Origin of the sequence: Clostridium coskatii, assembly GCF_001675205.1 — a bacterium.
GTDB lineage: Bacteria > Bacillota > Clostridia > Clostridiales > Clostridiaceae > Clostridium_B > Clostridium_B ljungdahlii.
Window position 1 is genome coordinate 86,693 of record NZ_LROR01000035.1, and the last position, 25,144, is coordinate 111,836.

A 25,144-nucleotide genomic window follows, 5' to 3' on the forward strand; every position below is an offset into this window, starting at 1 on the left:
GTTACTATATATTGCTATTCTAATGATTTATATGAGGTGAGATAGTATGTTGTCAAAAAAGAAATTAGTTCGAATAAGCGAATTAGAACCAGGAATGATATCAGCAAGTGATATAACCTTTGAAAATAAAATGCTGTTAGCTAAAGATATTGCCATTACGGAATCGGCTATAGAAAAGCTAAAGCAAAATATTATTGTGGACGAAGTAGAAATTTACGTAGAAGATACTTCCGAGGATCCTTTAACTGCTAAAATAGAAACGGTACAAGAACTTGAGAATACTTTCAATGAATTTTCTTACAACTTGGAAAATATATTTGATACCATATCTAATTTAAAAGCTCCTGAAATAAAGGAAGTACGAACTTTTTCAGAAAAAATACAAGAAGAGTTTAACTCTACAGGACTAGTTATTAAAAATATAGTATTCCACGGAAGTGGCAATGATACCATTTACAGACACAGCGTAAACGTAGCAGCCGTAAGTTTTATACTTGGAAAATGGTTGGGGTTTAGCAAAAGGGACATAAATTTATTAACTTACTCAGCAGTACTACATGATTTTGGAAAAATCAAGATAAGTAAGAATGTTATAAATAAGGAGGGAAATCTCACCCCAGAAGAATATAAAATTTTCAAAACTCATCCTGCCATAGGTTATAATTTTGTAAAGGAGATCCCCTATTTAGATTCTTCCGTAAGTTATGGTGTATTAATGCATCATGAGAGAATGGATGGGTCTGGGTATCCATTAGGTATTAAAGAAGATAAAATTCATAAATTTGCTAGAGTAATAGCTATTGCAGATTTGTTTGATGATTTAAGCTCCAATAGATATTGTAAAGAACTAAGCGGTCCTTTTGAAGCTTTAGAAATTATTCAACAGCAAAGCCTTGGGAAACTCGATTGCCAATATTGTACTATGTTTTTAAATCACATAGTAAACTACTATATGGGTGAAAATGTACTTTTAAATAATGAACAATGTTGTAAAGTCATCCAAGTTGACATGAATGATTTGAGAAATCCTCTTTTACTTGATGACAATGGATTCCTTGATTTAAAAAAAGAAAAAGATTTATATGTTAAAAAGCTGGTTATTTAATAACCAGCTTTTTGTTCACTTTTTATAACATTTTGTTTTACAGTTGTATACATTTACTAATAATTAGCGTCAGTTCCATATAATAATCACTAAATCCTTGCTTTTTATATACGATATAGTATTATAGACTATGGTTTAATTACTTTTTAACAAACTATTATTACATTATATAACATAGGAGGCTATTATTTATGATAAAATTTACCGATAATGATAAAATTGACTTAGATTCATTAGAAATACAGGATGTTTTGGATATTAATACACTTCAAAAATTTCAGGATAACTTTGCTGATAGTATGAATATTGCAAGTGTTACAGTTGACAAAAATGGACACCCTGTAACAAAACCAAGCTCTTACACTGACTTTTGTTTAAATCTCACCCAATCAACTTCCAAAGGAACTTCCCGCTGTGCAGAGTCACACCGCAGGGGAGGTGAAGAAGCAACAAGGACTGGCAAACCATATATTTATACTTGCCATGCGGGTTTGATTGATTTTGCTGCTCCTATAATAATAGAAGGTAAATCAATAGGAACAATACTTGGTGGACAAGTTGCTTATTCTAAAGTAGATGAATCAGTCGTTCGAAAAAATGCCGCAGAAATGGGTATAAACGCTGATAGATATGTAGATGCATCAAACAAAGTCTATACAGTAAGTGAAAAAAGCGTAAGAGCAGCTGCTGAAGTTTTATTTATCGTGGCAAATGCACTTTCCAAAATAGGTTATGAGGCACTTTTACTTGGTGTATCTACTAAAAATTTATCTGAAAATTTCGGCCAAATTTCAGCAACTATGGAAGAGCTAGCTGCTTCAGCTGTAAATGTAAGCAACAATCAACATCTTTTAAATGAAGAAATAAGCAGAGTTAAAAATATATCTATGGATATAAATTCTATATTAAATTCCATAAAAAGTATTGCAGATCAAACAAAAATGCTTGGTTTAAATGCTTCTATAGAGGCAGCTAGAGCTGGAGAAGCTGGAAAAGGATTCAGTGTAGTAGCTGCAGAAATAAGAAAACTATCTCAGGATTCTAAAGAAACTGCTTCTAAAATAACAGATCTTACTAAAAAAATACAGGAATCTGTAGATAAGGCACTAGAAACTTCCAGTTCCACTTTTGAAACTACAGAACAACAGACATCTGCAATAGAAGAAGTATCTGCTAATGTCCAGGAAGTTTCCGTAGTAGCAGACACATTAAGTAACATGGCAAATAAGAAATAGTTATGAATTGGTAGTTAAGAATTAATAGTTATGGATGATTTTCTTACGCTTTTCACTATTAATTCTTAACTCTCTCATATATAAATTTTTTTACTTAACATAAAAAAATTGTAAATTAATCAATTTACTTAGTGGATAGTGACAAGTGCTATATGGCAAGTGAATGAGGCTTTTTATTTTAAATCATATCTTTTTAATAATATCCACGTATTTTTATTCCACATATAAAGGGATATATTATCAAAATACTCGTCAAAATCACAGGGATATTTGTTCACATAATCCCATATTTCTTTAAATTTGTCCTCTATCCTCTTTGACACTATAGTACAATGAAACACTTTATTTTTGCCCTCATTGGATTTAAAATTTATCCATGGAATTTTACTAAGTTCATCTATAAGTGAATCATGTGCTTTTTTTGCCTCAGGTGACACCTTCACATCCATATAAATTACATCTTCTCTAAACTTACCATATCCCTGAACTTTTATTTGAGTCTTATGATTGTTTTTTTGAAACTTTTGTAATACCTTCAACATATCTTCAATTTTATCCGTTTCAAAAGGTGCCTTTATTGTAAAATGAGCCGGTAATTTAGCTTTCCTCTTTTTAAATTTATAGCATACATCATTTCTCAACTTTTCATAAAATTTTAGTGCATTACCACCTATAGTACATACAAGAACATATCGTTCCAATTTTATGCCTCCTTTCAATGCAAATATTACATTATATTTTCACCATATTTAAAATTGAAATACCTAATTTTATTTTTTTGTCCGATGACTACCTGCTCTAATACTCCCACTTCTCCAAGTGGTAGTAAAGAGCAGCTACGTCCCTGGATAACGATTTCTAAGCATCAGGTGGAGTCAAAAAACTCCATCTGATGCCAAGAACTCTGTTTATCAATGCTTTATTACAGTTAAAACTAAACTTATTAAAAATGTTATTGCAGAAAGCAATACAGCTAAACTCAAAAAAACCGTTATGACAACATTATATTTAACTATGTTTTCAATTGATAAATATTTTGTCCACCCAACAACATTAAACATTAACAATACTAAAAATATAGTAATTAATCCTCCTGAAGCCCCCCTAATATCCGCATAACTCAATGATATATGAGAACATATGCAGATTGCTATAAATAAAAACATGTAAAAGTATATATTGTGAAAGTTAGCAGTAGAAAATATATTTTTTATCAAAACTTTATACATACTGAATATATGTACAGCTACAGCTTTGTTTATAACAGTTACATGGGAATTTACCTTTAAAATACTTATAAATTCATCATAAGCTCTAGGTATCATAAAACGCATTAGCGCAACTACAGACAAGATACCTCCAAATATAGGTGCAGTTCCTATAAAAAAATTTCCTACCTGCTGATAAATACTATTTTGATTATAACTGTGCTCTACATATCCCATTACCCGATTTTCATCAGGCTTTTGCAGAAGCTTTACAGCAGTTATTTTATGTCCAAAAATAGCTGCAAATATTGCATGACTCATTTCATGTACTGGAACCCCTATAAATCCCGTTATCATTATGGATTTCATGCCAAAACTTCTAGCAAAATTTTTTATAGTGTAGTTTCTCATAATCCCAAGTAGCATTCCAACTAGTATTATTATGCCTGTCAAATACACTGTTTCTATACAGGTCCTAATTAACATTTGTATTAAAAATCTCATAATTGTCTCCACTTTCTATATTATTTCATAAACTTAAAGGTCTGTTAAACATATACTTATAACAATCTTCTTCTTTAAAGCCGCATTTCAAATATACTTTTTCAGCATACTTTGTCCAAAGAAATTTACTTGTATCTTTTATAGCCGGATATTTATCTATAAATTCAATTAGCTTTTTTCCCAATCCTCTTCTTCTATACTTTTCATCAATAATTACATCTAATATTAAGCTGTAAACAGCATAATCACTTACAACTCTTGCAAACCCAATTTGTATATCATTATGATAAATTGCAAAACAAAGGGAGTGCTTAATTGTCTTAGCAATAACTTCAGCAGGTCGGTTTTTAGCCCAATGAGATTGTCTTAGTAAATTACAAACTTCTTCTAGTTTAATTTTATCAACATTATCTGTAAATATGTATTCACCATTTACTATTTCCATTACAAATCTCCCTTCTAAAACTTCATTTTAATTTACCGCTTTTTTAAACACTATAAGACATGTTCTTTAATATATATTTCCATATTGCAAGAGCAGAATTCTTCTTACCATCTACCCTATCCAAAACTTTTTTCAGTTCTTTTATACTTTCTTTATAAGAGGGATTTCCTGCTATAGTTTTTACTGCAGATTGTATGTTATTTGCATTCCATTTGTGTATGGGAATTCTTATTGCTCCACCTCTAGTTGCTACATTATCAAGATTTATCTGCTGTTCTGGCTGTATGGCAAATCCAACAATAGGTGTTCCACTTGCAATGGCAGTCTGTATTGTACCCTGTCCACCATGAGATATAACCACATCTGCAAGTGAATTAACTAGTGGCGCTGGTACAAATGCATCTGTTATATAAATATTTGAGCTATCTTTTGCACAGGCAATTGCTTCATCAATTGGACATACTGCCTTAGGAGCTAAAATTACTGCACTCCATTTCTTGCCTATACCTTGAGTTAACGCCTTTATAGCCTCAAACAGATATTCCTTTTTTCCTGAACTTCCAAGAGTACAAAAAATTTTTAAGTTTTTATTATTATGGTTAAAAATTTTAAAAATATTTTCATCTACTACTCTATCATTTAAAGAAGATGCATACAATGGTCCTACAATTTTAAAAGTATCTGGTAGCGTGATACCTTTATAAAATTCCTCAAAGTCATTTACAATTGTAAGGTCAGCTCTCAGCATATCAAATAAATTATTTATGGATTGTCCCTTGTAATTAAATTTTCTAAAAGCTTCTCTAATATTAGTTTGTACAAATGATGGATTTTTTAACATTAAAGATTTTGGTATAGATTTTATTATTTTTTTACGAAGCTTTAATGGTAGATATGTTAGAGGCCTTACCATGTCCGGAATATCTTTCATCAATTTATTAAGAGTGTCTTCATGTAAAGGTATTGGAAGATAGCAAATACCAGGCACTGGTTTATTAAGCATTCTACGTGCAATACCTGCTATTGGGTAAAAACCATGTATAACTACATCAGGCTTTAATTCATTAAGTGCATCAATTTCTCCCTTAATCAATTCAAAAGCAAGTTTTTTATCACCAATTAAATTAAAACTAGTAGGTTTAAAGTCTTGATGAAATCCTATTCCAGGAAGTTTAGGATTACACTTATAAATTTTAAATCCATTAGAAATTACTTTTTCTTCAAACCTACTCCCTGTAGATAAAAAAACTATGTCTACTTCATAGTTCTCAGGACAAAATTTCCTAATTCCATCTGCTATCTCAAGAGCACGCGTTGCTTCTCCAGCATCTGAAAGTATAACTGAAAAAGCAATAGTTAAATATTTTTTCATGCTTATATAGCTCCTTTCAATGTAATCTTCCACTTGATAAAACTTTAAATTTACCTCTGCAATTTTTTACTATATATAAGTAAATGATTATATTATACTATAAAAAAACTTAGGAGGATTTATACATGAACTGTACTGATAAAAAATGCGTTATTATAATTGATAAAGAACTGCCTTTAGGATTAATTGCCAACACCTCAGCTATCTTAGGTTGTACCTTAGGTAAATCTATAGGAAGTATTGTTGGTGAAGATGTTTCTGATATAGGCAACTTTCCACATAAGGGAATTGTAAAAATACCAATACCAATACTATCATCAACCAAAAATAAAATAAGGGATTTATATACTATAGTAAAAGAAAAATACAGCAAAGAAATAACCATAATTGACTTTAATGACATAGCTCAAAAATGCAAAATATACGATGATTACATACAAAGATTATCTTGCACTGATTCATCAGAATTAAACTATCTCGGAATTTGTTTATATGGTAGTAAAAAAACAATTACGAGCTTAACCGGAAGCTTGCCAACATTAAAATAAAAGAATTTCATAAACAATAACTGCACCATTTATAGGCTGCAGTTATTGTTTATACATACCTGGTGTAACTCCTGTATAATCTTTAAAATATTTTATAAAATGACTTTGATCATAAAATCCAGATTCCAGCGCTGAATCCGTAAAACTTCTATTTTTTCTTATAAGCCTTTTGGCATAATTTATCCTTAGATTAGTTATATACTTGTGTGGTGATATTCCATAACAATTCTCAAATTGTCTAACTACACAGTATTTACTCATATGTGACATTTCAGCTAAATCTTTCAACGTTAAATTATTTAGATAATTTTTATCTATGTATTTTTTAATTTTTTCTAATTCAGCTAGATTGGAAACTTTAACGGCTTGCTCATTCCAATTTTTGTCCCTGTCATATTCTAAAAAGGAAATATAATTTATAAGTTTAGTCTCATTTTCAATATTCATTATGTTATTTTCAATGTCTACAAATAATTTGTAAGCATTTTTAAATGCAATTTTATTTAATTTTATATATGAAAATTTTATATCTAAGTTATCTCTATTAAATACAGTTTTAAACCAATCTTCATTTATATAAATCATTCTAAAATTCCAATTTTTATAGCTATAAGGAGTACATTTGTGAACTGTATTTTGTGGTATTATCAAAATTGTATTTTCCGAGATTTCATATTTTCCACTTTGCATTTTTGTACTGCAACTTCCCTTTTCAACTAATCCAATAGAGATTTCATCATGGAAATGTTCTTTACATGAATGTATTGAGTTTTCACATTTTTTTATTTCTACATTTCCATTATAATCACTGAAATAATATCTTATTCCCTGCATCTTTCCTCCACATTATTTTTTGTATATTATTTATAAGAATATTAATAAATAGTTGCCTTTAATTAACTACTAGTATATTTTATAGTATAGGTTACTTTTTTTAAGATTTCAATTGTGTATACATAAAACTTATTTACAAAATTTATGGAGGTGATAAATATATGATAACTATTCAAGAAAAAGCCCTTAAATATGCTAAAAAAATTCAAGGCTGTTTTTTAATTAGAACTCGTTCTAACTGTATAAGCTGCTGAACAGGTGAGATGACGAAAGTCACAAATCTCAATGTTGAGGTTTTAAAATATTTTAATAAAGAAGAAATTTATGATGAATATGAATATTGTGGAATTAAAATTTATATATTGAGTAGTTTAATTTTAGAAGAAAACGTTAATATATTCATGTTTCCTAAAATTCCATTCATGAAACCTGCTTTCAGTGCAAGCGGGATAAAATATAATTAAAAATTAATAGTTAAGGATTTAACCTAAATTCATGAATTCAATAGGCATACTTTGTAAATACTAAATATGTTAAAAATTATTTATAGAGGAGGAAGCATGATATGACAAAGAAATTAAAGACCATGGATGGGAATCAAGCTGCTGCTGAAGCTTCCTATGCTTTCACAGATGTTGCAGCTGTTTATCCCATAACACCATCTACTCCGATGGCTGAACTTGTAGATGATTTATCCTCCCATGGTAAAAAAAATATATTCGGTCAACCAGTTAAACTTGTTGAAATGCAATCCGAAGCTGGTGCTGCTGGAGCTGTCCACGGATCATTGGCTGCTGGTGCACTGACAACTACATACACTGCTTCACAAGGGCTACTTCTTATGATACCTAATATGTATAAGATTGCAGGTGAACTGCTGCCTGGAGTATTTCATGTAACTGCCCGTGCAATTGCAACTCATGCACTATCAATTTTTGGTGATCACCAGGATGTTATGGCAACAAGGCAAACTGGATTTGCGCTTTTAGCATCATCAAGTGTTCAAGAAGTTATGGATTTAGCAAATATTGCCCACCTTTCTGCAATTAGAGCTAGCATTCCTTTTTTACATTTTTTTGATGGTTTCAGAACATCTCATGAATATCAAAAAATTGAAGTAATTGACCATGAGGATGTGGCAAAATTAGTTGATTATAATGCAATCCAAAGATTTAGAGACAAATCTTTAAATCCAGAACATCCTTCAGTTAGAGGAACTGCTCAAAATCCCGATATTTATTTTCAGCAAAGAGAATCTTCAAATAAGTTCTTTGATGCTGTTCCAGATATTGTTGAAGGCTATATGAGAGAAATAGAAAAACTTACTGGAAGAGTATATCATCCATTTGATTACTATGGAGATCCAAATGCGGAATATATAATTGTTGCTATGGGATCAGTTTGTGATACTGTAGAAGAAACTGTAGATTATTTAAGACAAAATAATGAAAAAGTAGGACTTATAAAAGTACACTTATACAGACCATTTTCTTCTTCTTACTTCTTTAAATATTTACCTAAAACAGTTAAAAAAATTGCTGTTTTAGATAGAACAAAAGAACCTGGTTCTACAGGAGAACCTCTTTATTTAGATGTAGTAAATTTATTTTATAATAATGCAGATAAACCTGTAATTGTTGGTGGAAGATATGGATTGGGTTCAAAAGATACAACACCTTCTCAAATTTTAGCTGTATTTAAAAATCTTAAAAATCCTAATTCAAAAAATAGATTTACAATTGGGATAGTTGATGATGTTACAAATACATCTCTGGCTGAGGAAGAAATAATAGATACAACACCAGAAGGAACTATAAGATGCAAATTCTATGGTTTGGGATCAGATGGTACTGTAGGTGCAAATAAAACAGCAGTTAAGATCATAGGCGATAAAACAAATTTATATTGTCAGGCTTATTTCTCCTACGACAGTAAAAAATCAGGTGGAAGTACAGTTTCTCATTTGAGATTTGGCAATAAACCAATAAAATCACCTTATCTAGTTTATGAATCAGATTATACTGCTTGTCACAATAAATCCTTTATTTACAATATAAATGTATTAAAAGGATTGAAGAAAAATGGAGCATTCGTTTTAAACTGCCCTTGGAGTGAAAACGAATTAGATGAACATCTTCCAGCTTCAATGAGACGGTATATTGCTGAAAATAACATACAATTTTATATAGTAGACGCAGTTTCAATAGCACAAAAAGTTGGATTAGGTTCTAGAATAAATATGATAATGCAAGCTGTATTCTTTAAACTAGCTAATATAATTCCTGTAGATCAGGCAATCCAATACTTAAAAGACTCTGTAGAATACGCCTATGGTAAAAAAGGCGAAAATATAGTTAATGCAAACAAAGCAGCAATAGATGCAGGAGCAAATGCTGCCCATAAAGTTACTGTACCAGAATCCTGGAAAAATGCTAAAGATCCAGATATGCCAAAAAAAGAATTTCCTGATTTTGTAAATAAAATTGAAAAACCTATGGCAAGACATGAAGGAGATGAACTTCCAGTCAGCGCTTTTAATGGAATGGAAGATGGTTCTTACCCACTTGGTGTAACAGCCTACGAAAAGCGTGGGATTGCAGTTTTCATACCTGAATGGCAAATTGACAAATGTATTCAATGCAATCAATGTTCCTATGTTTGCCCTCACAGTGTAATAAGAGCCTGCTTACTAGATGATAGAGAAAAAGAAAATGCTCCTGAAAATTTTCTAACAAAAAAACCTGCTGGTAAAGACCTTGAAAACTTACATTATCGTATTCAAATAAGTCCACTCGATTGTACCGGATGTGGAAATTGTGCAGATATATGTCCTGCTCCAGGAAAAGCTTTGATAATGAAACCTGCACAAGAAGAAATAGAAGAACAATCTGATAATTTTGAATATGCCATGAAAATTACTCCTAAAGAAGGATTAATGGATTTGCATACAGTAAAAGGAAGTCAATTTGCAAGGCCACTCCTGGAATTTAACGGTGCCTGTCCTGGCTGTGGAGAAACTCCTTATATTAAACTTTTAACTCAACTTTATGGAGATAGAATGATGATAGCAAATGCAACAGGCTGTTCATCAATCTGGGGAGCAAGTGCACCTGCAATAGCCTACACTACAAATAATTTTGGGAAAGGTCCTTCCTGGGGTAATTCATTATTTGAAGATAACGCAGAATACGGATATGGTATGTTCCTTGGTGTAAAACAAATGAGAGAACGATTAGCTGATTTGATGGAAACAGCCATGGCAATGGACATTAATTCTGAACTGAAAGAAGCCTTTAAAGAATGGCTTGCCGGATTCAATGATGCAGATACTTCAAAAAGAGCTTCTGCAAAAATTTTAAGAATCATGAACAATGAGAACTTTAAAAATAATATTGTTTTGAATGAGATATTTATGAAAAAAGATTATTTAATCAAAAAATCTCATTGGCTAATTGGCGGTGATGGATGGGCCTACGACATTGGATTTGGCGGTGTAGATCAAGTACTTGCCTTAGGCGATGATGTAAATATATTTGTTATGGACACAGAAGTCTACTCAAATACTGGTGGTCAATCATCAAAATCAACTCCTACAGGAGCAGTTGCGAAGCTCGCTGCCAGCGGTAAAAAAATAAGGAAAAAGGATCTTGGTTTGATGGCCATGACTTATGGATATGTATATGTAACTCAAATAGCCATGGGGGCAAACATGAACCATACCATTAAAGCAATTACAGAAGCAGAAGCTTATAAAGGTCCTTCTCTAATCATAGCCTATGCACCTTGTATAAACCATGGTATCAAAACTGGAATGGGTACTAGTATGGCAGAAGAGAAAAAGGCTGTTGAATCCGGTTACTGGCACTTATATAGGTATAATCCTCTATTAAAACAGGAAGGTAAAAATCCTTTTATATTAGACTCCAAAGAGCCTACAAAATCATATATAGACTTTATTAATGGAGAACTCCGTTATTCTTCATTAAAAACTATCTTCCCTGATGCAGTTGAAAAAGCATTTAAAGAATCTGAAAACAATGCTCATGAAAGATATGATATTTACAAGAAATTATCATCAATAAAATATTGATTACAATCAATTAATCTTACTTAGTGGGAGTTTGTTTCTCCCACTAAGTTTAGATGAATTATCTAGGGGCGTATCTACTGTTATCTTCCGCTTTGATAGAAGTGGAAGTGTTACAGTAGGTAGCCATCAGATAAAAGACCTAACCAATCAGTTAGGTCTTTTATAATAGGAATTATTTTTCATTAGAATCTACATATTCTTTAGCATTCTTAACATCAAATTCACTTGGCACTGATACTTTTGAAACTGGTTTTTCCTTATGGATATTTGCCCATGCTGCAGTATCGTGTTTTTCAATTGGCAGTTCCATGGAACCATCTTTAGTTCTATCTCCTTCCACAATAATTCCTCCTCTCATACATATTATCTTCAATTTTAAAAAATGTATGAAAAAATATAATATTTAATGCTACTATAAAAAATTCTTGGATTACAAGTGATTTTATTATAGTCACTTTACCTCACTTGTCATTTATAAGTATGTCCATCATCTTATCCGTATTATTTAAAAAACTCTTCATCACTTGATAGTGTTCTGTTTCTTCATATCTAACTTTTTTAATAGAATCCTTTATCTCATATATAACTGCGTCAGGATATGCCATTATAATTGGAGAATGAGTTGCTATGATAAACTGTGAATCTTTTTCTATAAGTTCATGTATTTTTGAAATCATAGCCATCTGCCTGGATGGAGATAGTGCTGCTTCTGGTTCATCTAATATGTACAATCCCTTTCCACTAAACCTATTTATAAATACTGAAAAGAAAGACTCTCCATGAGACTGCTTATGTAATGAACGTCCACCATAATACGATAAGAGTCCTGGAGTTTGTTTTTCAAGATCATCAATATTTGTTGCAAGATTATAAAAACTTTCTGCCCTTAAAAAGAATCCATCCTTCGGAGCTCTAATACCCTTAATCAATCTAATGTAATTATATAATTTGGAATGAGTATCACAGGTTGCAAAATTAAAATTTTTAGTTCCCCCTTCAGCATTAAATCCAGATAAAACAGCAATTGCCTCAAGAATTGTAGATTTACCAGTTCCATTTTCTCCTACAATAAATGTAACCTTAGGATGGAACTTTAAACTGGATAAATTTTTTATAACTGGTAAACAAAATGGGTATGTTAAAAAAGATTTTATCTTATCTCTCCTAAGCTCTATACTTCTTAAATACTGATTAACATCCGTTCTTTCCATAACTTCTTCACAACCACCCTAATATGTAATATTAATTCCTAGTACTTTCACTTTCTCACTGATCTTATTTGCTACATTTTTTAACTCATTTTCAATATACTTTATACCTTTAAACCTCATGCGGCTAATAGGTCCTGAAACACTTATCCCTGCTGCAATCTTTCCTTTACTATTATATATTGGTGCAGAAATACATCCTAAACCATATTCATACTCTTCTATATCGTAAGAAATTTGCTCTGCTATTATCTTTTTTCTTTCTAACAAAAAATCCTCATAATTTGATATAGTGTTTACTGTTCTTTTTTGATTATGCCTTTTAAAATAAGCTTTAATCATTTCGTCATCCTGATAACTAAGAAATATTTTTCCCATAGATGAACAATGCAGAGGAGATACGGGTATTAATCTTGAAACAAGTACTGAACTTTCTCCATTTACACTGGAAATTGTCACTACATTATCCTCATCTAATATTCCCAAATTTGTAGATTCTCCAGTTTTTGCAGAAAGATCAACCATAAAAGGTTTTGCAATCAAATTTAAGTCAACTTTGGATTTCACTTTTTCACTATACTGAATAAAGATTAACCCTAAACCATATTTCCCATTTTTATCTTTTTCTATAATAGAATTTTGAAAAAGGGTATTTAAAATTCTATATACTGTTGCTTTAGGTAAGTCAAGATTAGAAGATATTTCGGAAACACCAATAGGAACCTCTGATTTATATATTTCATTTATAATTTGAATCGCTCTATCAACCATAGAAATACTATCATAATTTTGTGAATTATTAGTCAAAAGGGACTCCCTCCTCTATTACACTATGTTAATATAATAATATTATCTATAAATTACGTCAATTTATTATTGAATATTTATAAACATTGTTGAATATTTATTGAAAATATTTTGATACATGCTATAATAGTTTTTGAAACACCGTTTCAGAATCAATTTTCATTATAAGGAGATAATTTAGCATGAAAAATAAATTTTTATCTAAAAGATATTGGAATAGTATATCCACTCCAATGGGTGAAAGTAATGATCTTTTAAAAAAATTTGATGATATTATTGATTTCAGTCTCGGAGATCCTGATATTACAACTAGTGAAATTATAATAAAAAAAGCATTTGAAGATGCCATGAATGGCCATACACACTATACAGACTCTTTAGGTGATCCAGAACTTCGTAAAGAAATACGCAAATTTTACTTAAATAAATATGATTATAACGTTAAAAGTGATGAATGCATGATCACTACAAGTGGATGTCATGCAATGTGGTTGACTCTAGAAGCCATTCTCGATGATGGAGATGAAGTCATAATACATGATCCTTATTTTACTCCATATCCACAGCAAATAAAACTAGCTAGAGGTATTCCTGTACATCTTGAAACCTTTGAAGAAGAAGGATTTCAAGTAAATCCTAAAAGATTAGAAAACTTAATTACTAATAGAACAAAAGCGATAATAATAAATACACCAAACAACCCTTCAGGAACATGTTTTAAAAAGGAAACACTTAAAGAAATTGCAGAAATTGCTATTAAATATGATTTAATCGTAATTGCGGATGATATTTATACACTATTTAGCTACGAAGAACCATTTATTCCAATTACTACTCTTGAAAAAATGCGTGAGCGTACAATTACAATTGGCAGTTTCTCCAAAAACTATGCCATGACAGGATGGAGAATAGGCTACCTTATTGCACCTTCATTTATCATTCAAACTGCTAAAGATATAAATGAAAATAATGTGTTTGCCTCACCTTCAATATCCCAGCGTGCTGCGATTCATGCACTTAAAAATAGAGATAAAATACAACCGCAGATTGCTTGCGAATATAAAAAGAGGATTTTTTACGCCTATGATAGAATTTGTTCAATTCCAAATATGTCAGTTTTAAAGCCACGGGGTAGTATTTACCTTTTTGTCAATATAAAAGCTACAGGACTTAGTTCAAAAGAAGTAGCAGATAAAATGCTAAATGAGGCTCATGTTCTTGTACTTCCTGGTAATGCTTTCGGTAAATGTGGTGAAGGATACATACGACTTGCCATGACAGTAAATACCAAAAAAATGAATGAAGCATTTAATCGTATAGAAAAAATGAACATTTTTAATAAATGCATGGTATCTGCCTTGTAACAGAGGGCTTCTTTGAAGCCCTACAATATACTACTTTGTAATTTGTAATATTTACTTCCAGCGTATATCTGCTTTTCTCCTTGGTACAGTTCTTAGATATTTCACATTAGGATATCCAACTATCATGAAAGTTACAACCTTTCTCCCTTTCTTAACTCCAAGAAACTTACTTATTTTTTCATCCATTTGGGCAGCCACAGCAGAAAAACCACTAAACAACGTTCCAAGTCCTAAAGAATTAATCATAAGTTCCATATTTGAAGATGCTAAAGCTCCATTTACTTCCTGTCTTGCCGTAACAACTATTACTACTGGAGCATTAAAAAATAATCTATCGTTTTTAGGGTTTTCTTTATATTCCTTATACATATCAATCCATATTTTAGCATATCTTTGATAAAGTATATTTTTTTCATTTGTATCTTTAAGTATTTTTTCTCCAACTTGATTTAAACTTTCAATTATTAATTTTCTTAAATCCTGTATTCCATCTCTTACAACTATATAAGATACATCCTGCATATTGCTTGCTGTTTGGGTAAATCTTCCGGCTTCTATAATTTTAAGAATTTTTTCATCTTCTATTTTTTTATCCTTAAACTGTCTTATAGTTCTTCTGAACTTGATAAAATTTAATAAAGTATCAGCATCTACGGAAAAATCTTCTTTATTGTATTCTTTTATATCTTCCATGTTATATTCGTCTGTTGATACTGCACTTTTAGGACACACCGCAATACAGTGCCCGCACTTTATGCAAGTAATATTATTTATTTTAGCTTTACCATCTATTATCTCTATGTCTCTTGCAAAACAATCTTTAACACATTGTCCGCATCCTATACACTTTTCACTATTTACATTCATCATAAAGTCTCTACTCCTTTTTCAATGTAATTTTATCCGATGACTATCTACTCTTAATATTCGCCTTTCTCTAAGTGAAAGTATTAAGAGTAGTTACATCCCTGGATAACGATCTCTAAGCATTATGTGGAATCAAAACTCCATCTGATGCCAAGAATTCTGTTTATACTTTCTTTATTCATATTTTAAAGCAGGGTTGCTTTAAAACATAATATACCATTACTAAAACCTTTAATGAGATTTCCCTCATATTTTATATAAACCGGATTACCACTATAAACAGGATGAACATACTTTACTTCTATTTCATTGGTTTGAGATGTATCACAAAGTTCTTTCAGTATAAATAATCCTTGTACAACAGGATTTTCCGTGAGATGAATAGAATTTGTATCTCCTGTAAGATGACTAAAATCTGCAATTTCTTTTTTTGAAAAATTACGCCATAAAGTACCCACATCTTTGATAGATTCTAATTGAGTAGCTTCTTTAACTGTAGCATTCATCATTAAATAAACTGTTAATGTTTCTACAACTTCATTATTAACATATCCACTACAGTTGATTACAGAAAGTCGTCTATTGCTTTTTATAATCTCATTTTTATAAGTTTCTTTATCTGATTTTGATTGAAATCGTTGATATTTTACCTTGGCAATAAATGCACCATCATAAAAAAAATCATCCTTTGTAGCAAATGCTCTAAATAAATCTATCATTTTATTCCCACCTTATAAATACTTTATACAATATATCTAAGCTATTTTTCATCCGATGGCTAGCTACCAGCCGTAATACCCTTCTTATAAAGTGGGGAATAACGGCTGCTACGACCCTGGATAAAGATTTCCCCTAAAGGATAACGTCTTCTAAGTGCTAAAGCACTAAGAATCCTGTTAATAAGTTTCAGATGGAGAAAAAACTCTACCTGAAACCAAGAACTCTGTTTATATTTTCTATTTGTGACTTATATTTAAGATATAGCACTAGTTTTACTTAGTGTATTCTGTAAGTAATCTTTTAAATCCATCATAATTGTATTTAAACGCAAATCTCACTACATTTCTTCGTTCATCCCCATTCATATCACCTTCCAGGGAATCCAGCAGCATATTAAGCATATTGTAAAACACCATTCTTATTACTTTATAATTTTGAGTTGTCCTACAGTTATCTGCAAAATTATATTTTTGCAGATAACTACATTCCCGCTGTATTATATTTTCTAATATCTCTTCTTTCAAATTTTCATATTTTGTACCTTTGCTGCACCTCAACAATATTAACAATCTTTTACGATTTGCTATTAAATCCTCTACCTGTTTATGATTTGGAACATACCTTTCTAAATCTTGTTCATTATTAAAAAAGGCTTTTGTTAATATTGGAAATATATTAGAATTATAATTTCTAAAAGCATCTACAAAAGATTGTGGTAAAACAGTATAAAATAAATTTTCTTTGTTTTTAAAATAAATATAAATATTTCCTACTGATATATTTGCTTTTTCAGAAATATCCTTCATTTTTGTGTTAAGATACCCTTTTTCTAAAAATATATCTATCGCCGAACTTTCAATTGCCTGCCTAATTTTGTCTTTTTTTATTTGAGCCATTTTATCCCCGCCAATATAAAACTGAATATGTAATTCATTTTATAATATGATAGTTTATTTGTCAATAAAGTCTGGATGGTATTATAAATATTTAAACTGGATGTTTTTGAAATACACTCAAGTTGATATAATAAGCTTAAGAACAACTTTAGCTAAGTGAGTGATTATATGGAAATTATAAAAGGTATAAAGTTATTGCAACTTAGTATATCTGAAATAATTTAAAGGAGATGTTTAAATTGAAAAAAATTGGTTTAATAGGCGGTATGAGTTTTGAATCCACTTTGGAATATTACAAAATTATAAATGAAACTGTTAAAAAAACTTTAGGAGGACTTCATTCAGCTGAATGTATATTATATTCGGTAGACTTTAATGAAATAGAAATTCTTCAACATGAAAATATGTGGGAGGAATTATCAAATATAATGGTTAATGCTGCTCAAAGTCTTAAAAAAGGTGGCGCTGATTTTATCATAATATGTACTAATACAATGCATAAACTAGCTCCTGATATAGAAAGTAAAGTTGGAATCAAGGTTTTACATATAGCAGAAGCTGCAGGTAAAAAAATAATTGAAAAAGATATAAAAACTGTAGGACTCCTTGGAACAAAATTTACTATGGAAGAGGATTTTTATAAAAAAGTGCTGAAAGATAAATTCAATATAAACGTAAGTATTCCAGATGAAAATGATAGAGAAGTTATTCACCAAATCATATACAATGAATTATGCAAAGGTATAATAAAGGATCCATCAAGAGAAAAATATAAAAAAATAATAAACAAGTTATCTTTAAATGGTGCTGAGGGAATAGTTCTTGGCTGCACTGAAATACCTCTTTTGATAAAACAAAAGGATGTAAACATTCCAATATTTGATACAACAGCAATTCATGCTGTTTCTGCTGTTGAATTTGCCTTAGATTAAATGACATAGACAAAATCTATTATTTACAGACTCAACTTTCTCAGTTTAAGAACTTTGTGAAGCAAAGTTTTTGAAAATAACAAAGTTCAAATAACAAAGAACAGATAAAGATGATTTCCATCGTACCTCAGGAAATCTATAATTTTAATATTTCCTGACGTTAGGAAGAAAATTATCCTTATTTGATATTTGAACTTTGAACCTTGTTCTTTAAAATATTGCTCAGCAATATTTTTACATTAAGTCAAAATTTTATATATGCAAAAATTAAGTAATAGATTTTAAGATATCCATGACAACAATATCAAAATTTTCTCAGACAATGGTAATATAACTATATCAGGCAACTAATTTGTTTTAACTACAGCATTTCCACATGGTGCTGCAGACTTTCCACGCATAAATGATAATACTATTGCTGATATAACACATATTGCTGCTACAATACATGTAACCTTAGTTGAAAACCTAAATTCTGCTTGCCACAGCAATGTACTTTTCAACCCCTTTGATATAAATGTAGGTGCTGACTTGTTCATGCTAAAAGCAATAAGCGCTGCAGAAATTGCCTCCCCTGACATCATTCCAAAAGTTCTCATTGTACCAAGAGCTGCTGAGGCAACTCCCCTTCTATCTGCAGTTACACTTCCCATTACTGCACTGGTATTTGGAGTTTGAAAAAATCCTCCTCCTAACCCATATATAAAGAAAACTACAGCTAACATCCAAATTGGTGTTGAAGCATTAAATCCTCCAACGAATAAAGTAGCTAATGCCATTACTGCAAGTCCAATACATCCTATATAGCGGCTATCAAAATTATCTGAGATTGTACCACTTAACGGAGCTGCTATAATCATAGCTATTGACATAGGCAACATCATTACTCCAGACATAAAAGGAGTAAGCATTCTCATCTTTTGCAAATAATAAGGCGCTAGAAAAACTAAAATAAATTCTCCCATGTAAAAAAACATAGCTGCAAAAGTACTTCCTGTAAAAACTCTATTTTTAAAAAGCTCCATATTAAGTATTGGATGCTTAGATTTCTTTTCAAATGCAATAAACAATAAAAGTACAAAAATACCTCCTAAAAAAGAAACAATGCTTCCAATATTAAAATAAGATTTACTTAAAAGGTTTAATGGAAGTAATATTAAGAAGATCGCGGCAATAATTAATGTACTTCCTGCAAAATCAAACTGAACTTCATTTCTTCTTTTATCATCTTTTTTAATAACTTTAATAGCTAATATAGAGACAACTATACCAATTGGAACATTTATAAAAAATATACTGCTCCAACCTGCCCTAGAAGCCAAAAGTCCTCCTAATGCTGGACCTGTACAAACAGCCACGGCTACAGAAATGGCTATCATTCCTAAGGATTTCCCCCTATTTTTAGGTTCTACTGCATCAATTATAATTGGACTGCCGCTGGAAGAAATCATAGAAGCTCCAGTTGCTTGAGTGATTCTAAAAATAATCAACATGACAATAGACGTTGATAGTGCACAAAAAAGGGAACTTATTGTAAATAACATTAAACCAGCTACATAAATTTTCTTATGTCCAAACATATCGGAAAGCCTTCCAAATGTAAGCTGTGTTGCACCAAGCACCATTAAATAACCTACTATTATCCATTCTATAGACGACATACCGGCATGAAAATACGACTGCATTATTGGCAGAGCGGTATTTACAACATTTATATCAAAACTAGATATAAATGTACCAAGCATAATTATAATTACTGTACTTACTCCTGTTTTACTTTTCACTGAATTCATATTTACAGCCTCCAAATCAGAATGTGAATGTTTATTCTTGTTTATGTTGATTATATTACGCCAAGTTTATCCATAAGTCAATATATAAATAAGAACTTTTATTCATATTTTTTATTGACAACATATTATTATTTTTTTAAAATGTTGATATAAGGGATGTGATAACATGATAAATGAACGTAAAATAAGAGAACCCCAGCAAAAAAGAAGTATAGAAAAAAAGGATAAAATACTTAAAGCCGGCTATAAACTGATTTGTAAAAATGGGTATTACAAGACAACAACCTCAGAAATAGCAACTGAGGCTGGTGTTTCAATAGGATGTCTTTATTCTTACTTTAAAGATAAACATACAATTTTTTTAGACATTCTTAAAAAATATCAGGCACAATTTGATAAACTTCGAGATGAATTTATGAATAAAATGCTGCTTTTTAAATCACCAGAAGAATGTTTTCGTGAATTCATGTTAATACTTATAGATATTCATGATAAATCTGTGGATTTTCAAAGAGAAGTAAGAACACTTTACTACTATGATCCAGAGGTTGCAGCACTTTCAGATGATCAAAGACAAAAAATACAAGATGCTGCACTTTATTCTATAAAACTATATAAAGAATACATTGATATAGACGATTATGAAGCTGCCGCCATAGTTACATCACTTATTATAAATTCTGTAGTAGACGATGTTTCTCTTTATAAAAGCTCAATTGACAGGAATCGTATTTTAGATGAAACTGTTAAAGCTTTATGTAGATATTTAAAAATGAAGCCAATAAATCACTTAAATAAGTACTAATACCTGCCATTATAGCTAAAATGGCAGGTATATATACTCTTATTTGAAGATTTTATCCTCTACCACAACACTTTTTATACTTCTTTCCACTTCCACAAGGACAAGGATCATTTCTTCCTATCTTTTTTTTGTTAACTGCAGTAGGCTGACTAAGTTCCATAGGGGTATATCCTTTTATAGTCCACTGTCTTATATTATTAGCAAATTTAATAACTTCACTTCCAATAAAATTTGATTCATCAACATTCGAAAGCTGAAAGTTACTTAAGAAATCTGAAATAGCATCAGAAATTTTTTCATCATTTTTAATATCTGCCTCTAAGGAAAATATTAAATCTTCTGCTACATTAACATCTATATCAAAATTATCTATTAAAAAGCTATGAAATTTCTTATATGCTTTTGTTTTATCCTGAAAATCTGCTCTTGCTGCTGCCAACAATTCTTCTTTTTTGAAAGGATAAAAATCCAAATCAATTCTTTTATGCTGCTTTAAAAATATATCATCCACATTATCAACTAAAACATCATTACCTATATTCCCATCATACTCAAATTCATTATAATAAGCTGCTCCATTTTCTAATACAATTTTAAGATCCATACTTGATAAATCAAAATCAATATATTTTTTTATTAATTGCTTAAAATCATCAATATGAATAACACCATAATAATTACACATTCCCCAAAATAGTTTTATAACTTGTCCGTTATTTTTCATTCTATCTCTCAAACTTTTGTTATCTTTATTTAAAACTATTTTTTGCAATTCTTCTGGCATAATAATGACATCTTCTTCATTTAGTATTCCTGTAAAAAGAAATGCCATATCCCTAAAATAACCAATATCATTTATTTGTATATCTGTATATCGAACTTTACAAAATTTTTTTCTTGCAAGGTCAATTAAGAATTCAAATCTTTCAACATCTATATTTTCTATAAGAAAATATGACTTTTCCTCGTATAATTCTAATATTCTATTTTTTAGTTCCTCTTTCTTTAGACTTGAAATTTTATTTATATAGAGATTTCTGGCTATATTCAGCAATTCAACTTTTGTTAGTCTATTTAAATGATATTCCAGTGAAAAGTCTTCTTCAATAGGCTTCCAACTTTTAAGTTCTTTCTTTAATTCAGTTTTCATTATCTTGTCTTCATCTTCATAAGAAAAATCCTCAAATTCATCCTCCTTTCTTACGCATGCAATTTTGTTTGCGGCATTTACTTTTAAATATGTATTATCTTTAGTTTCCTCCAATATATAAAACACCTCTTAAAAATTATAAATTAAATTTACTACACCATAATATGTCTTTACCTGAAAATTTTATATCATTTATAGAAATAATGCAACATTCTCTTTTATTCCTCTCATTCCCAAAACATTTATTGAATTAATTTTTATTTACTAAAAATTAATTTAACAGCTATTAACATCATTAAAATACCAAATAATTTTCTCATAATACCTACTGGTATTACATGAGACATTTTAGCTCCTAAAACTGAGCCTATAACTAAAAATATGCATATTAATATTCCTGCTAAAATATTGACATTTCCATTTTTATAGTAATCCATAAATGCAAGTATGCCTACCGGAGGTAATAAAATTGCAAGAGATGTGCCTTGGGCTTTTAACTGGGTAAATCCACATAGATAAATTAATGCAGGTACTATTATAATTCCTCCACCTATACCAAATAATCCGCTCAAAATACCTGCGATACATCCAATAACAATAAATAAAACAATATTACTCACTTATTTAACCTCCTTGTCTCGTTATATAAATTACAGAGCACATCTATTGCAATTGATAAATAATTTTATATAAACAAATTAACGTTAGAATCTTCTGCTTCTCCTAAATAGTATCCTACACCACCTACTTTAACTCCATCTATTAGCTCTTCTTGTTTAAGTCCCATTACATCCATACTCATCTGACATGCAACTATTTCTATTCCACTATCAATAGCTGCTTTAATTAGCTCATCTAGTGAAGAAACATTTTTATTTCTCATTACCATTTTCATCATTTTTGTACCCATTCCAAGCATATTCATTTTGGAAAGCTTTAATCTTTTAGCTCCTCTTGGCATCATAAATCCAAACATCTTATCCATAAATCCCTTTGAGACACTAACTTTTTCATGCTTTCTTAAAATATTAAGTCCCCAAAATGTAAAAAACATTGTAACTTTTTTACCCATAGCCGCTGCTCCGTTAGCTATTATAAAGGATGCTAAAGCTTTATCCAAATCTCCACTAAACACAACTAATGTTTTATTGTCTTTCTGTGCAATGGTACCATTATTAACTGAATTACTGTTTGAAACTGCTTGTTTTTTATTGCCTTTTTTTATAAAAGCTATTATATTACCTTTATCCTTTTTCCTGTCAAGGAGTTCATTATTAGTTTTTTCACACCAAGATTTTATATCCTCATAAAATCCCTGATCTGATGCCGTTACCTTTAATACTTCTCCTTCTTTCATATCCTGTATATTACTATTAACACGCATTAAAGGTCCTGGGCAGCATATTCCACAAGCATCAAGGTTTTTGTCAAAGTCTCCTTTTTTATATGCTTCATCAGCTTCTTTATATTCATTTAAATTGCTCTCTAAACTTACATTAGATTTTTTCCCTCTTAAATCCATAGAACCTCCTTCACCACTATTATTCATTACAACATCTCTTGGTTTAAACTTACCCATAGTATAGGTTTTATATCCACCTGTTAGATTTTTGACTTTAAATCCATTTGACCTTAAAATTCTTGCAGCTATATACCCTCTAAGTCCTACCTGACAATAAATTAATATTTCTTTGCTTTTATCCAGTTCATTCATTCTAGCTCTTATATCTTCTGAAGGTATATTTATAGCTCCTTCTATGATTCCATTGCTGCATTCTAATTCAGTTCTTACATCAACAAGTTGTGTTTTATCCTTATCTCTATTATCTATGTCCTCTGTAAGTATTATTTCATCTTTGCCAGTTAAGACATTTTCCGCAATAAACCCAGCCATATTTACAGGATCTTTAGCTGAAGAATAAGGCGGTGCATATGCAAGTTCCAATTCTGTTAAATCATAAACCGTTCCACCAAGCCTCATAGTAATAGCTATATCATCAATTCTCTTATCTACCCCAGCATATCCAAAGGCTTGAGCTCCTAGTATCTTTCCTTCATCATTGAAAATAAGCTTTATTGTCATTGGTGCTGCACCTGGGTAGTAGCCAGCACTTGAATTAGGATGAAGATATATAGCCTTATATTGTATGTTCTTTGATTTTAATGTTCTCTCGTTGTTCCCTGTGCTTGAACCTGTCAATCCAAATACTTTAATAATTGCTGTTCCCATTGTTCCTTTATAAATTGAATTTAAACCACATATATTATCTGCTGCAATCCTTCCCTGCTTATTTGCTGGTCCAGCAAGTGCAATAGCAGTTTTACTTTCATTTACAAAATCAACTACTTCAATAGCATCTCCTACTGCATATACCCCTTCCACTTTAGTTTCCATTTTATTATTTACTATTATATGACCTTTAGGTCCAAACTCTATTCCTGAATCCTTTAAAAAGGCAGTATCCGGTTTTACTCCTATAGCAAGTATAATCATATCTGCATACAAAATTTTCCCACTGTTTAGAATTACATTTACTCCTGTTCCCTCTTCTTTAAATTCCTTAACCCCGTCATTTAATACAATTCCTACGCCGTTATCCTCTAATTCTTTCTCTGCAAAAGTTACCATTTCTGAATCAAAAGGTGCTAATATATGTGGTGCTGCTTCAACTAAAGCTGTATTTAAGCCTCTCTCTTTAAGATTCTCAGCCATTTCAACTCCTATATATCCTCCACCAATAACAATTGCATTTTTTATATTTTCTTTATCAACATAAGCTTTTATTCTGTCTGTATCAGGGATATTTCTTAGTGTAAATATCTTGTCACTTTGTATTCCAGGAATAGGAGGTTTAATAGGCGTTGCCCCAGGTGATAAAATTAAATAATCATAGTTTTCTTCATACTCACCCTTGTCTTTACTACTAACCTTTACTTTTTTACTTTTAGTATCTACTGTTATTACTTCACTATTTACTCTAACGTCAATATTAAAACTTGCCTTCATGGCCTCAGGAGTTTGCACTAATAACTTTTCTCTTTCTTTTATAGTTTCCCCAATATAATAAGGTAATCCACAATTTGCAAAAGATATATATTCACCTTTTTCAAATAATATTATTTCTGCATTTTCATCAAGTCTTCTAAGTCTAGCAGCAGCTGATGCTCCTCCAGCTACCCCTCCAACTATCACTATTTTTTTCATATATATTTCCTCCAATCATTATATTCTCCGTTATCTAAAAGGCTTTTAACTATACA

23 protein-coding genes are annotated in these 25,144 nt (G+C 30.5%); 8 read left to right on the forward strand and 15 right to left on the reverse strand.

What is annotated here, in order from left to right; genetic code table 11:
- Positions 1-46: 46 nt before the first annotated feature.
- Both CLCOS_RS05695 and CLCOS_RS05700 read left to right on the forward strand, forming a co-directional pair.
- Positions 47-1,105, forward strand: a complete 1,059-nt coding sequence (locus tag CLCOS_RS05695; RefSeq protein WP_063600688.1) for an HD-GYP domain-containing protein — start codon at positions 47-49, stop codon at positions 1,103-1,105.
- Positions 1,106-1,296: 191 nt separating this feature from the next.
- Entirely contained in the window at positions 1,297-2,340 is a 1,044-nt protein-coding gene (locus tag CLCOS_RS05700) for a PocR ligand-binding domain-containing protein (RefSeq protein ID WP_013239565.1), read from the forward strand.
- Between the two features lie 173 nt (positions 2,341-2,513).
- Here CLCOS_RS05700 and CLCOS_RS05705 read toward each other — a convergent pair whose 3' ends face one another.
- The 4 genes from CLCOS_RS05705 to CLCOS_RS05720 all read right to left on the reverse strand — a co-directional run bounded on the left by CLCOS_RS05705 (position 2,514) and on the right by CLCOS_RS05720 (position 5,869).
- Positions 2,514-3,041, reverse strand: a complete 528-nt coding sequence (locus CLCOS_RS05705; protein ID WP_063600689.1) for a 2'-5' RNA ligase family protein — start codon at positions 3,039-3,041, stop codon at positions 2,514-2,516.
- Between the two features lie 210 nt (positions 3,042-3,251).
- Complete coding sequence (locus CLCOS_RS05710) at positions 3,252-4,052, reverse strand: hypothetical protein (protein ID WP_063600690.1); 801 nt, start codon at positions 4,050-4,052, stop codon at positions 3,252-3,254.
- Between the two features lie 25 nt (positions 4,053-4,077).
- On the reverse strand, positions 4,078-4,497 hold the full coding sequence (locus CLCOS_RS05715; RefSeq protein ID WP_063600691.1) for a GNAT family N-acetyltransferase: 420 nt from the start codon (positions 4,495-4,497) through the stop codon (positions 4,078-4,080).
- Positions 4,498-4,540: 43 nt separating this feature from the next.
- On the reverse strand, positions 4,541-5,869 hold the full coding sequence (locus CLCOS_RS05720) for a nucleotide disphospho-sugar-binding domain-containing protein (RefSeq protein WP_063600692.1): 1,329 nt from the start codon (positions 5,867-5,869) through the stop codon (positions 4,541-4,543).
- A gap of 125 nt (positions 5,870-5,994) precedes the next feature.
- Between CLCOS_RS05720 and CLCOS_RS05725 the strand changes: the two genes are divergently transcribed.
- Complete coding sequence (locus CLCOS_RS05725) at positions 5,995-6,417, forward strand: DUF2000 domain-containing protein (RefSeq protein ID WP_013239570.1); 423 nt, start codon at positions 5,995-5,997, stop codon at positions 6,415-6,417.
- 42 nt (positions 6,418-6,459) lie between these two features.
- On the opposite strand, the gene CLCOS_RS05730 is transcribed toward CLCOS_RS05725, so the two are convergent.
- A complete protein-coding gene (locus CLCOS_RS05730; RefSeq protein WP_063600693.1) occupies positions 6,460-7,251 on the reverse strand; it encodes an AraC family transcriptional regulator in 792 nt (263 codons plus the stop codon).
- Between the two features lie 263 nt (positions 7,252-7,514).
- Here CLCOS_RS05730 and CLCOS_RS22330 point away from each other — a divergent pair, with 263 nt between their 5' ends.
- A complete protein-coding gene (locus CLCOS_RS22330; RefSeq protein ID WP_063600694.1) occupies positions 7,515-7,715 on the forward strand; it encodes a hypothetical protein in 201 nt (66 codons plus the stop codon).
- 101 nt (positions 7,716-7,816) lie between these two features.
- The gene (nifJ, locus tag CLCOS_RS05740) at positions 7,817-11,341 is read left to right on the forward strand and encodes a pyruvate:ferredoxin (flavodoxin) oxidoreductase (RefSeq protein WP_063600695.1); all 3,525 of its coding nucleotides are present in this window, start codon (positions 7,817-7,819) and stop codon (positions 11,339-11,341) included.
- A gap of 172 nt (positions 11,342-11,513) precedes the next feature.
- Here nifJ and CLCOS_RS05745 read toward each other — a convergent pair whose 3' ends face one another.
- From CLCOS_RS05745 to CLCOS_RS05755, 3 genes are all read right to left on the reverse strand, one after another.
- A complete protein-coding gene (locus CLCOS_RS05745; RefSeq protein ID WP_013239573.1) occupies positions 11,514-11,681 on the reverse strand; it encodes a CDIF630_02480 family spore surface protein in 168 nt (55 codons plus the stop codon).
- 121 nt (positions 11,682-11,802) lie between these two features.
- Positions 11,803-12,552, reverse strand: coding sequence for an AAA family ATPase (locus tag CLCOS_RS05750; protein ID WP_063600696.1), 750 nt, complete (start codon positions 12,550-12,552; stop codon positions 11,803-11,805).
- A gap of 18 nt (positions 12,553-12,570) precedes the next feature.
- The gene (locus CLCOS_RS05755; RefSeq protein WP_013239576.1) at positions 12,571-13,356 is read right to left on the reverse strand and encodes an IclR family transcriptional regulator; all 786 of its coding nucleotides are present in this window, start codon (positions 13,354-13,356) and stop codon (positions 12,571-12,573) included.
- Between the two features lie 182 nt (positions 13,357-13,538).
- Between CLCOS_RS05755 and CLCOS_RS05760 the strand changes: the two genes are divergently transcribed.
- Positions 13,539-14,720: a pyridoxal phosphate-dependent aminotransferase gene (locus tag CLCOS_RS05760; RefSeq protein ID WP_013239577.1), complete on the forward strand. Its 1,182-nt coding sequence runs from the start codon at positions 13,539-13,541 to the stop codon at positions 14,718-14,720.
- Positions 14,721-14,771: 51 nt separating this feature from the next.
- Here CLCOS_RS05760 and CLCOS_RS05765 read toward each other — a convergent pair whose 3' ends face one another.
- The 3 genes from CLCOS_RS05765 to CLCOS_RS05775 all read right to left on the reverse strand — a co-directional run bounded on the left by CLCOS_RS05765 (position 14,772) and on the right by CLCOS_RS05775 (position 17,203).
- Positions 14,772-15,590, reverse strand: coding sequence for a nitroreductase family protein (locus CLCOS_RS05765; RefSeq protein WP_013239578.1), 819 nt, complete (start codon positions 15,588-15,590; stop codon positions 14,772-14,774).
- 182 nt (positions 15,591-15,772) lie between these two features.
- Complete coding sequence (locus CLCOS_RS05770) at positions 15,773-16,306, reverse strand: MaoC family dehydratase (protein ID WP_013239579.1); 534 nt, start codon at positions 16,304-16,306, stop codon at positions 15,773-15,775.
- Positions 16,307-16,579: 273 nt separating this feature from the next.
- Positions 16,580-17,203 carry a TetR/AcrR family transcriptional regulator gene (locus CLCOS_RS05775; RefSeq protein WP_013239580.1) on the reverse strand — a complete coding sequence of 208 codons (624 nt, stop codon included), beginning with the start codon at positions 17,201-17,203 and terminating at the stop codon, positions 16,580-16,582.
- 239 nt (positions 17,204-17,442) lie between these two features.
- Between CLCOS_RS05775 and CLCOS_RS05780 the strand changes: the two genes are divergently transcribed.
- On the forward strand, positions 17,443-18,135 hold the full coding sequence (locus CLCOS_RS05780; RefSeq protein ID WP_063600697.1) for an aspartate/glutamate racemase family protein: 693 nt from the start codon (positions 17,443-17,445) through the stop codon (positions 18,133-18,135).
- Between the two features lie 347 nt (positions 18,136-18,482).
- On the opposite strand, the gene CLCOS_RS05785 is transcribed toward CLCOS_RS05780, so the two are convergent.
- On the reverse strand, positions 18,483-19,928 hold the full coding sequence (locus CLCOS_RS05785) for an MFS transporter (RefSeq protein ID WP_063600698.1): 1,446 nt from the start codon (positions 19,926-19,928) through the stop codon (positions 18,483-18,485).
- A gap of 166 nt (positions 19,929-20,094) precedes the next feature.
- On the opposite strand from CLCOS_RS05785, the gene CLCOS_RS05790 reads away from it, so the two are divergent.
- Complete coding sequence (locus CLCOS_RS05790) at positions 20,095-20,733, forward strand: TetR/AcrR family transcriptional regulator (RefSeq protein WP_013239584.1); 639 nt, start codon at positions 20,095-20,097, stop codon at positions 20,731-20,733.
- Positions 20,734-20,785: 52 nt separating this feature from the next.
- Here CLCOS_RS05790 and CLCOS_RS05795 read toward each other — a convergent pair whose 3' ends face one another.
- The 3 genes from CLCOS_RS05795 to CLCOS_RS05805 all read right to left on the reverse strand — a co-directional run bounded on the left by CLCOS_RS05795 (position 20,786) and on the right by CLCOS_RS05805 (position 25,088).
- Positions 20,786-21,997, reverse strand: a complete 1,212-nt coding sequence (locus CLCOS_RS05795; RefSeq protein ID WP_063600699.1) for an SEC-C metal-binding domain-containing protein — start codon at positions 21,995-21,997, stop codon at positions 20,786-20,788.
- A 143-nt stretch (positions 21,998-22,140) separates the two neighbouring features.
- A complete protein-coding gene (locus tag CLCOS_RS05800; RefSeq protein WP_013239586.1) occupies positions 22,141-22,503 on the reverse strand; it encodes a sulfite exporter TauE/SafE family protein in 363 nt (120 codons plus the stop codon).
- Between the two features lie 65 nt (positions 22,504-22,568).
- On the reverse strand, positions 22,569-25,088 hold the full coding sequence (locus tag CLCOS_RS05805) for a CoA-disulfide reductase (RefSeq protein WP_063600700.1): 2,520 nt from the start codon (positions 25,086-25,088) through the stop codon (positions 22,569-22,571).
- Between the last annotated feature and the right edge of the window lie 56 nt (positions 25,089-25,144).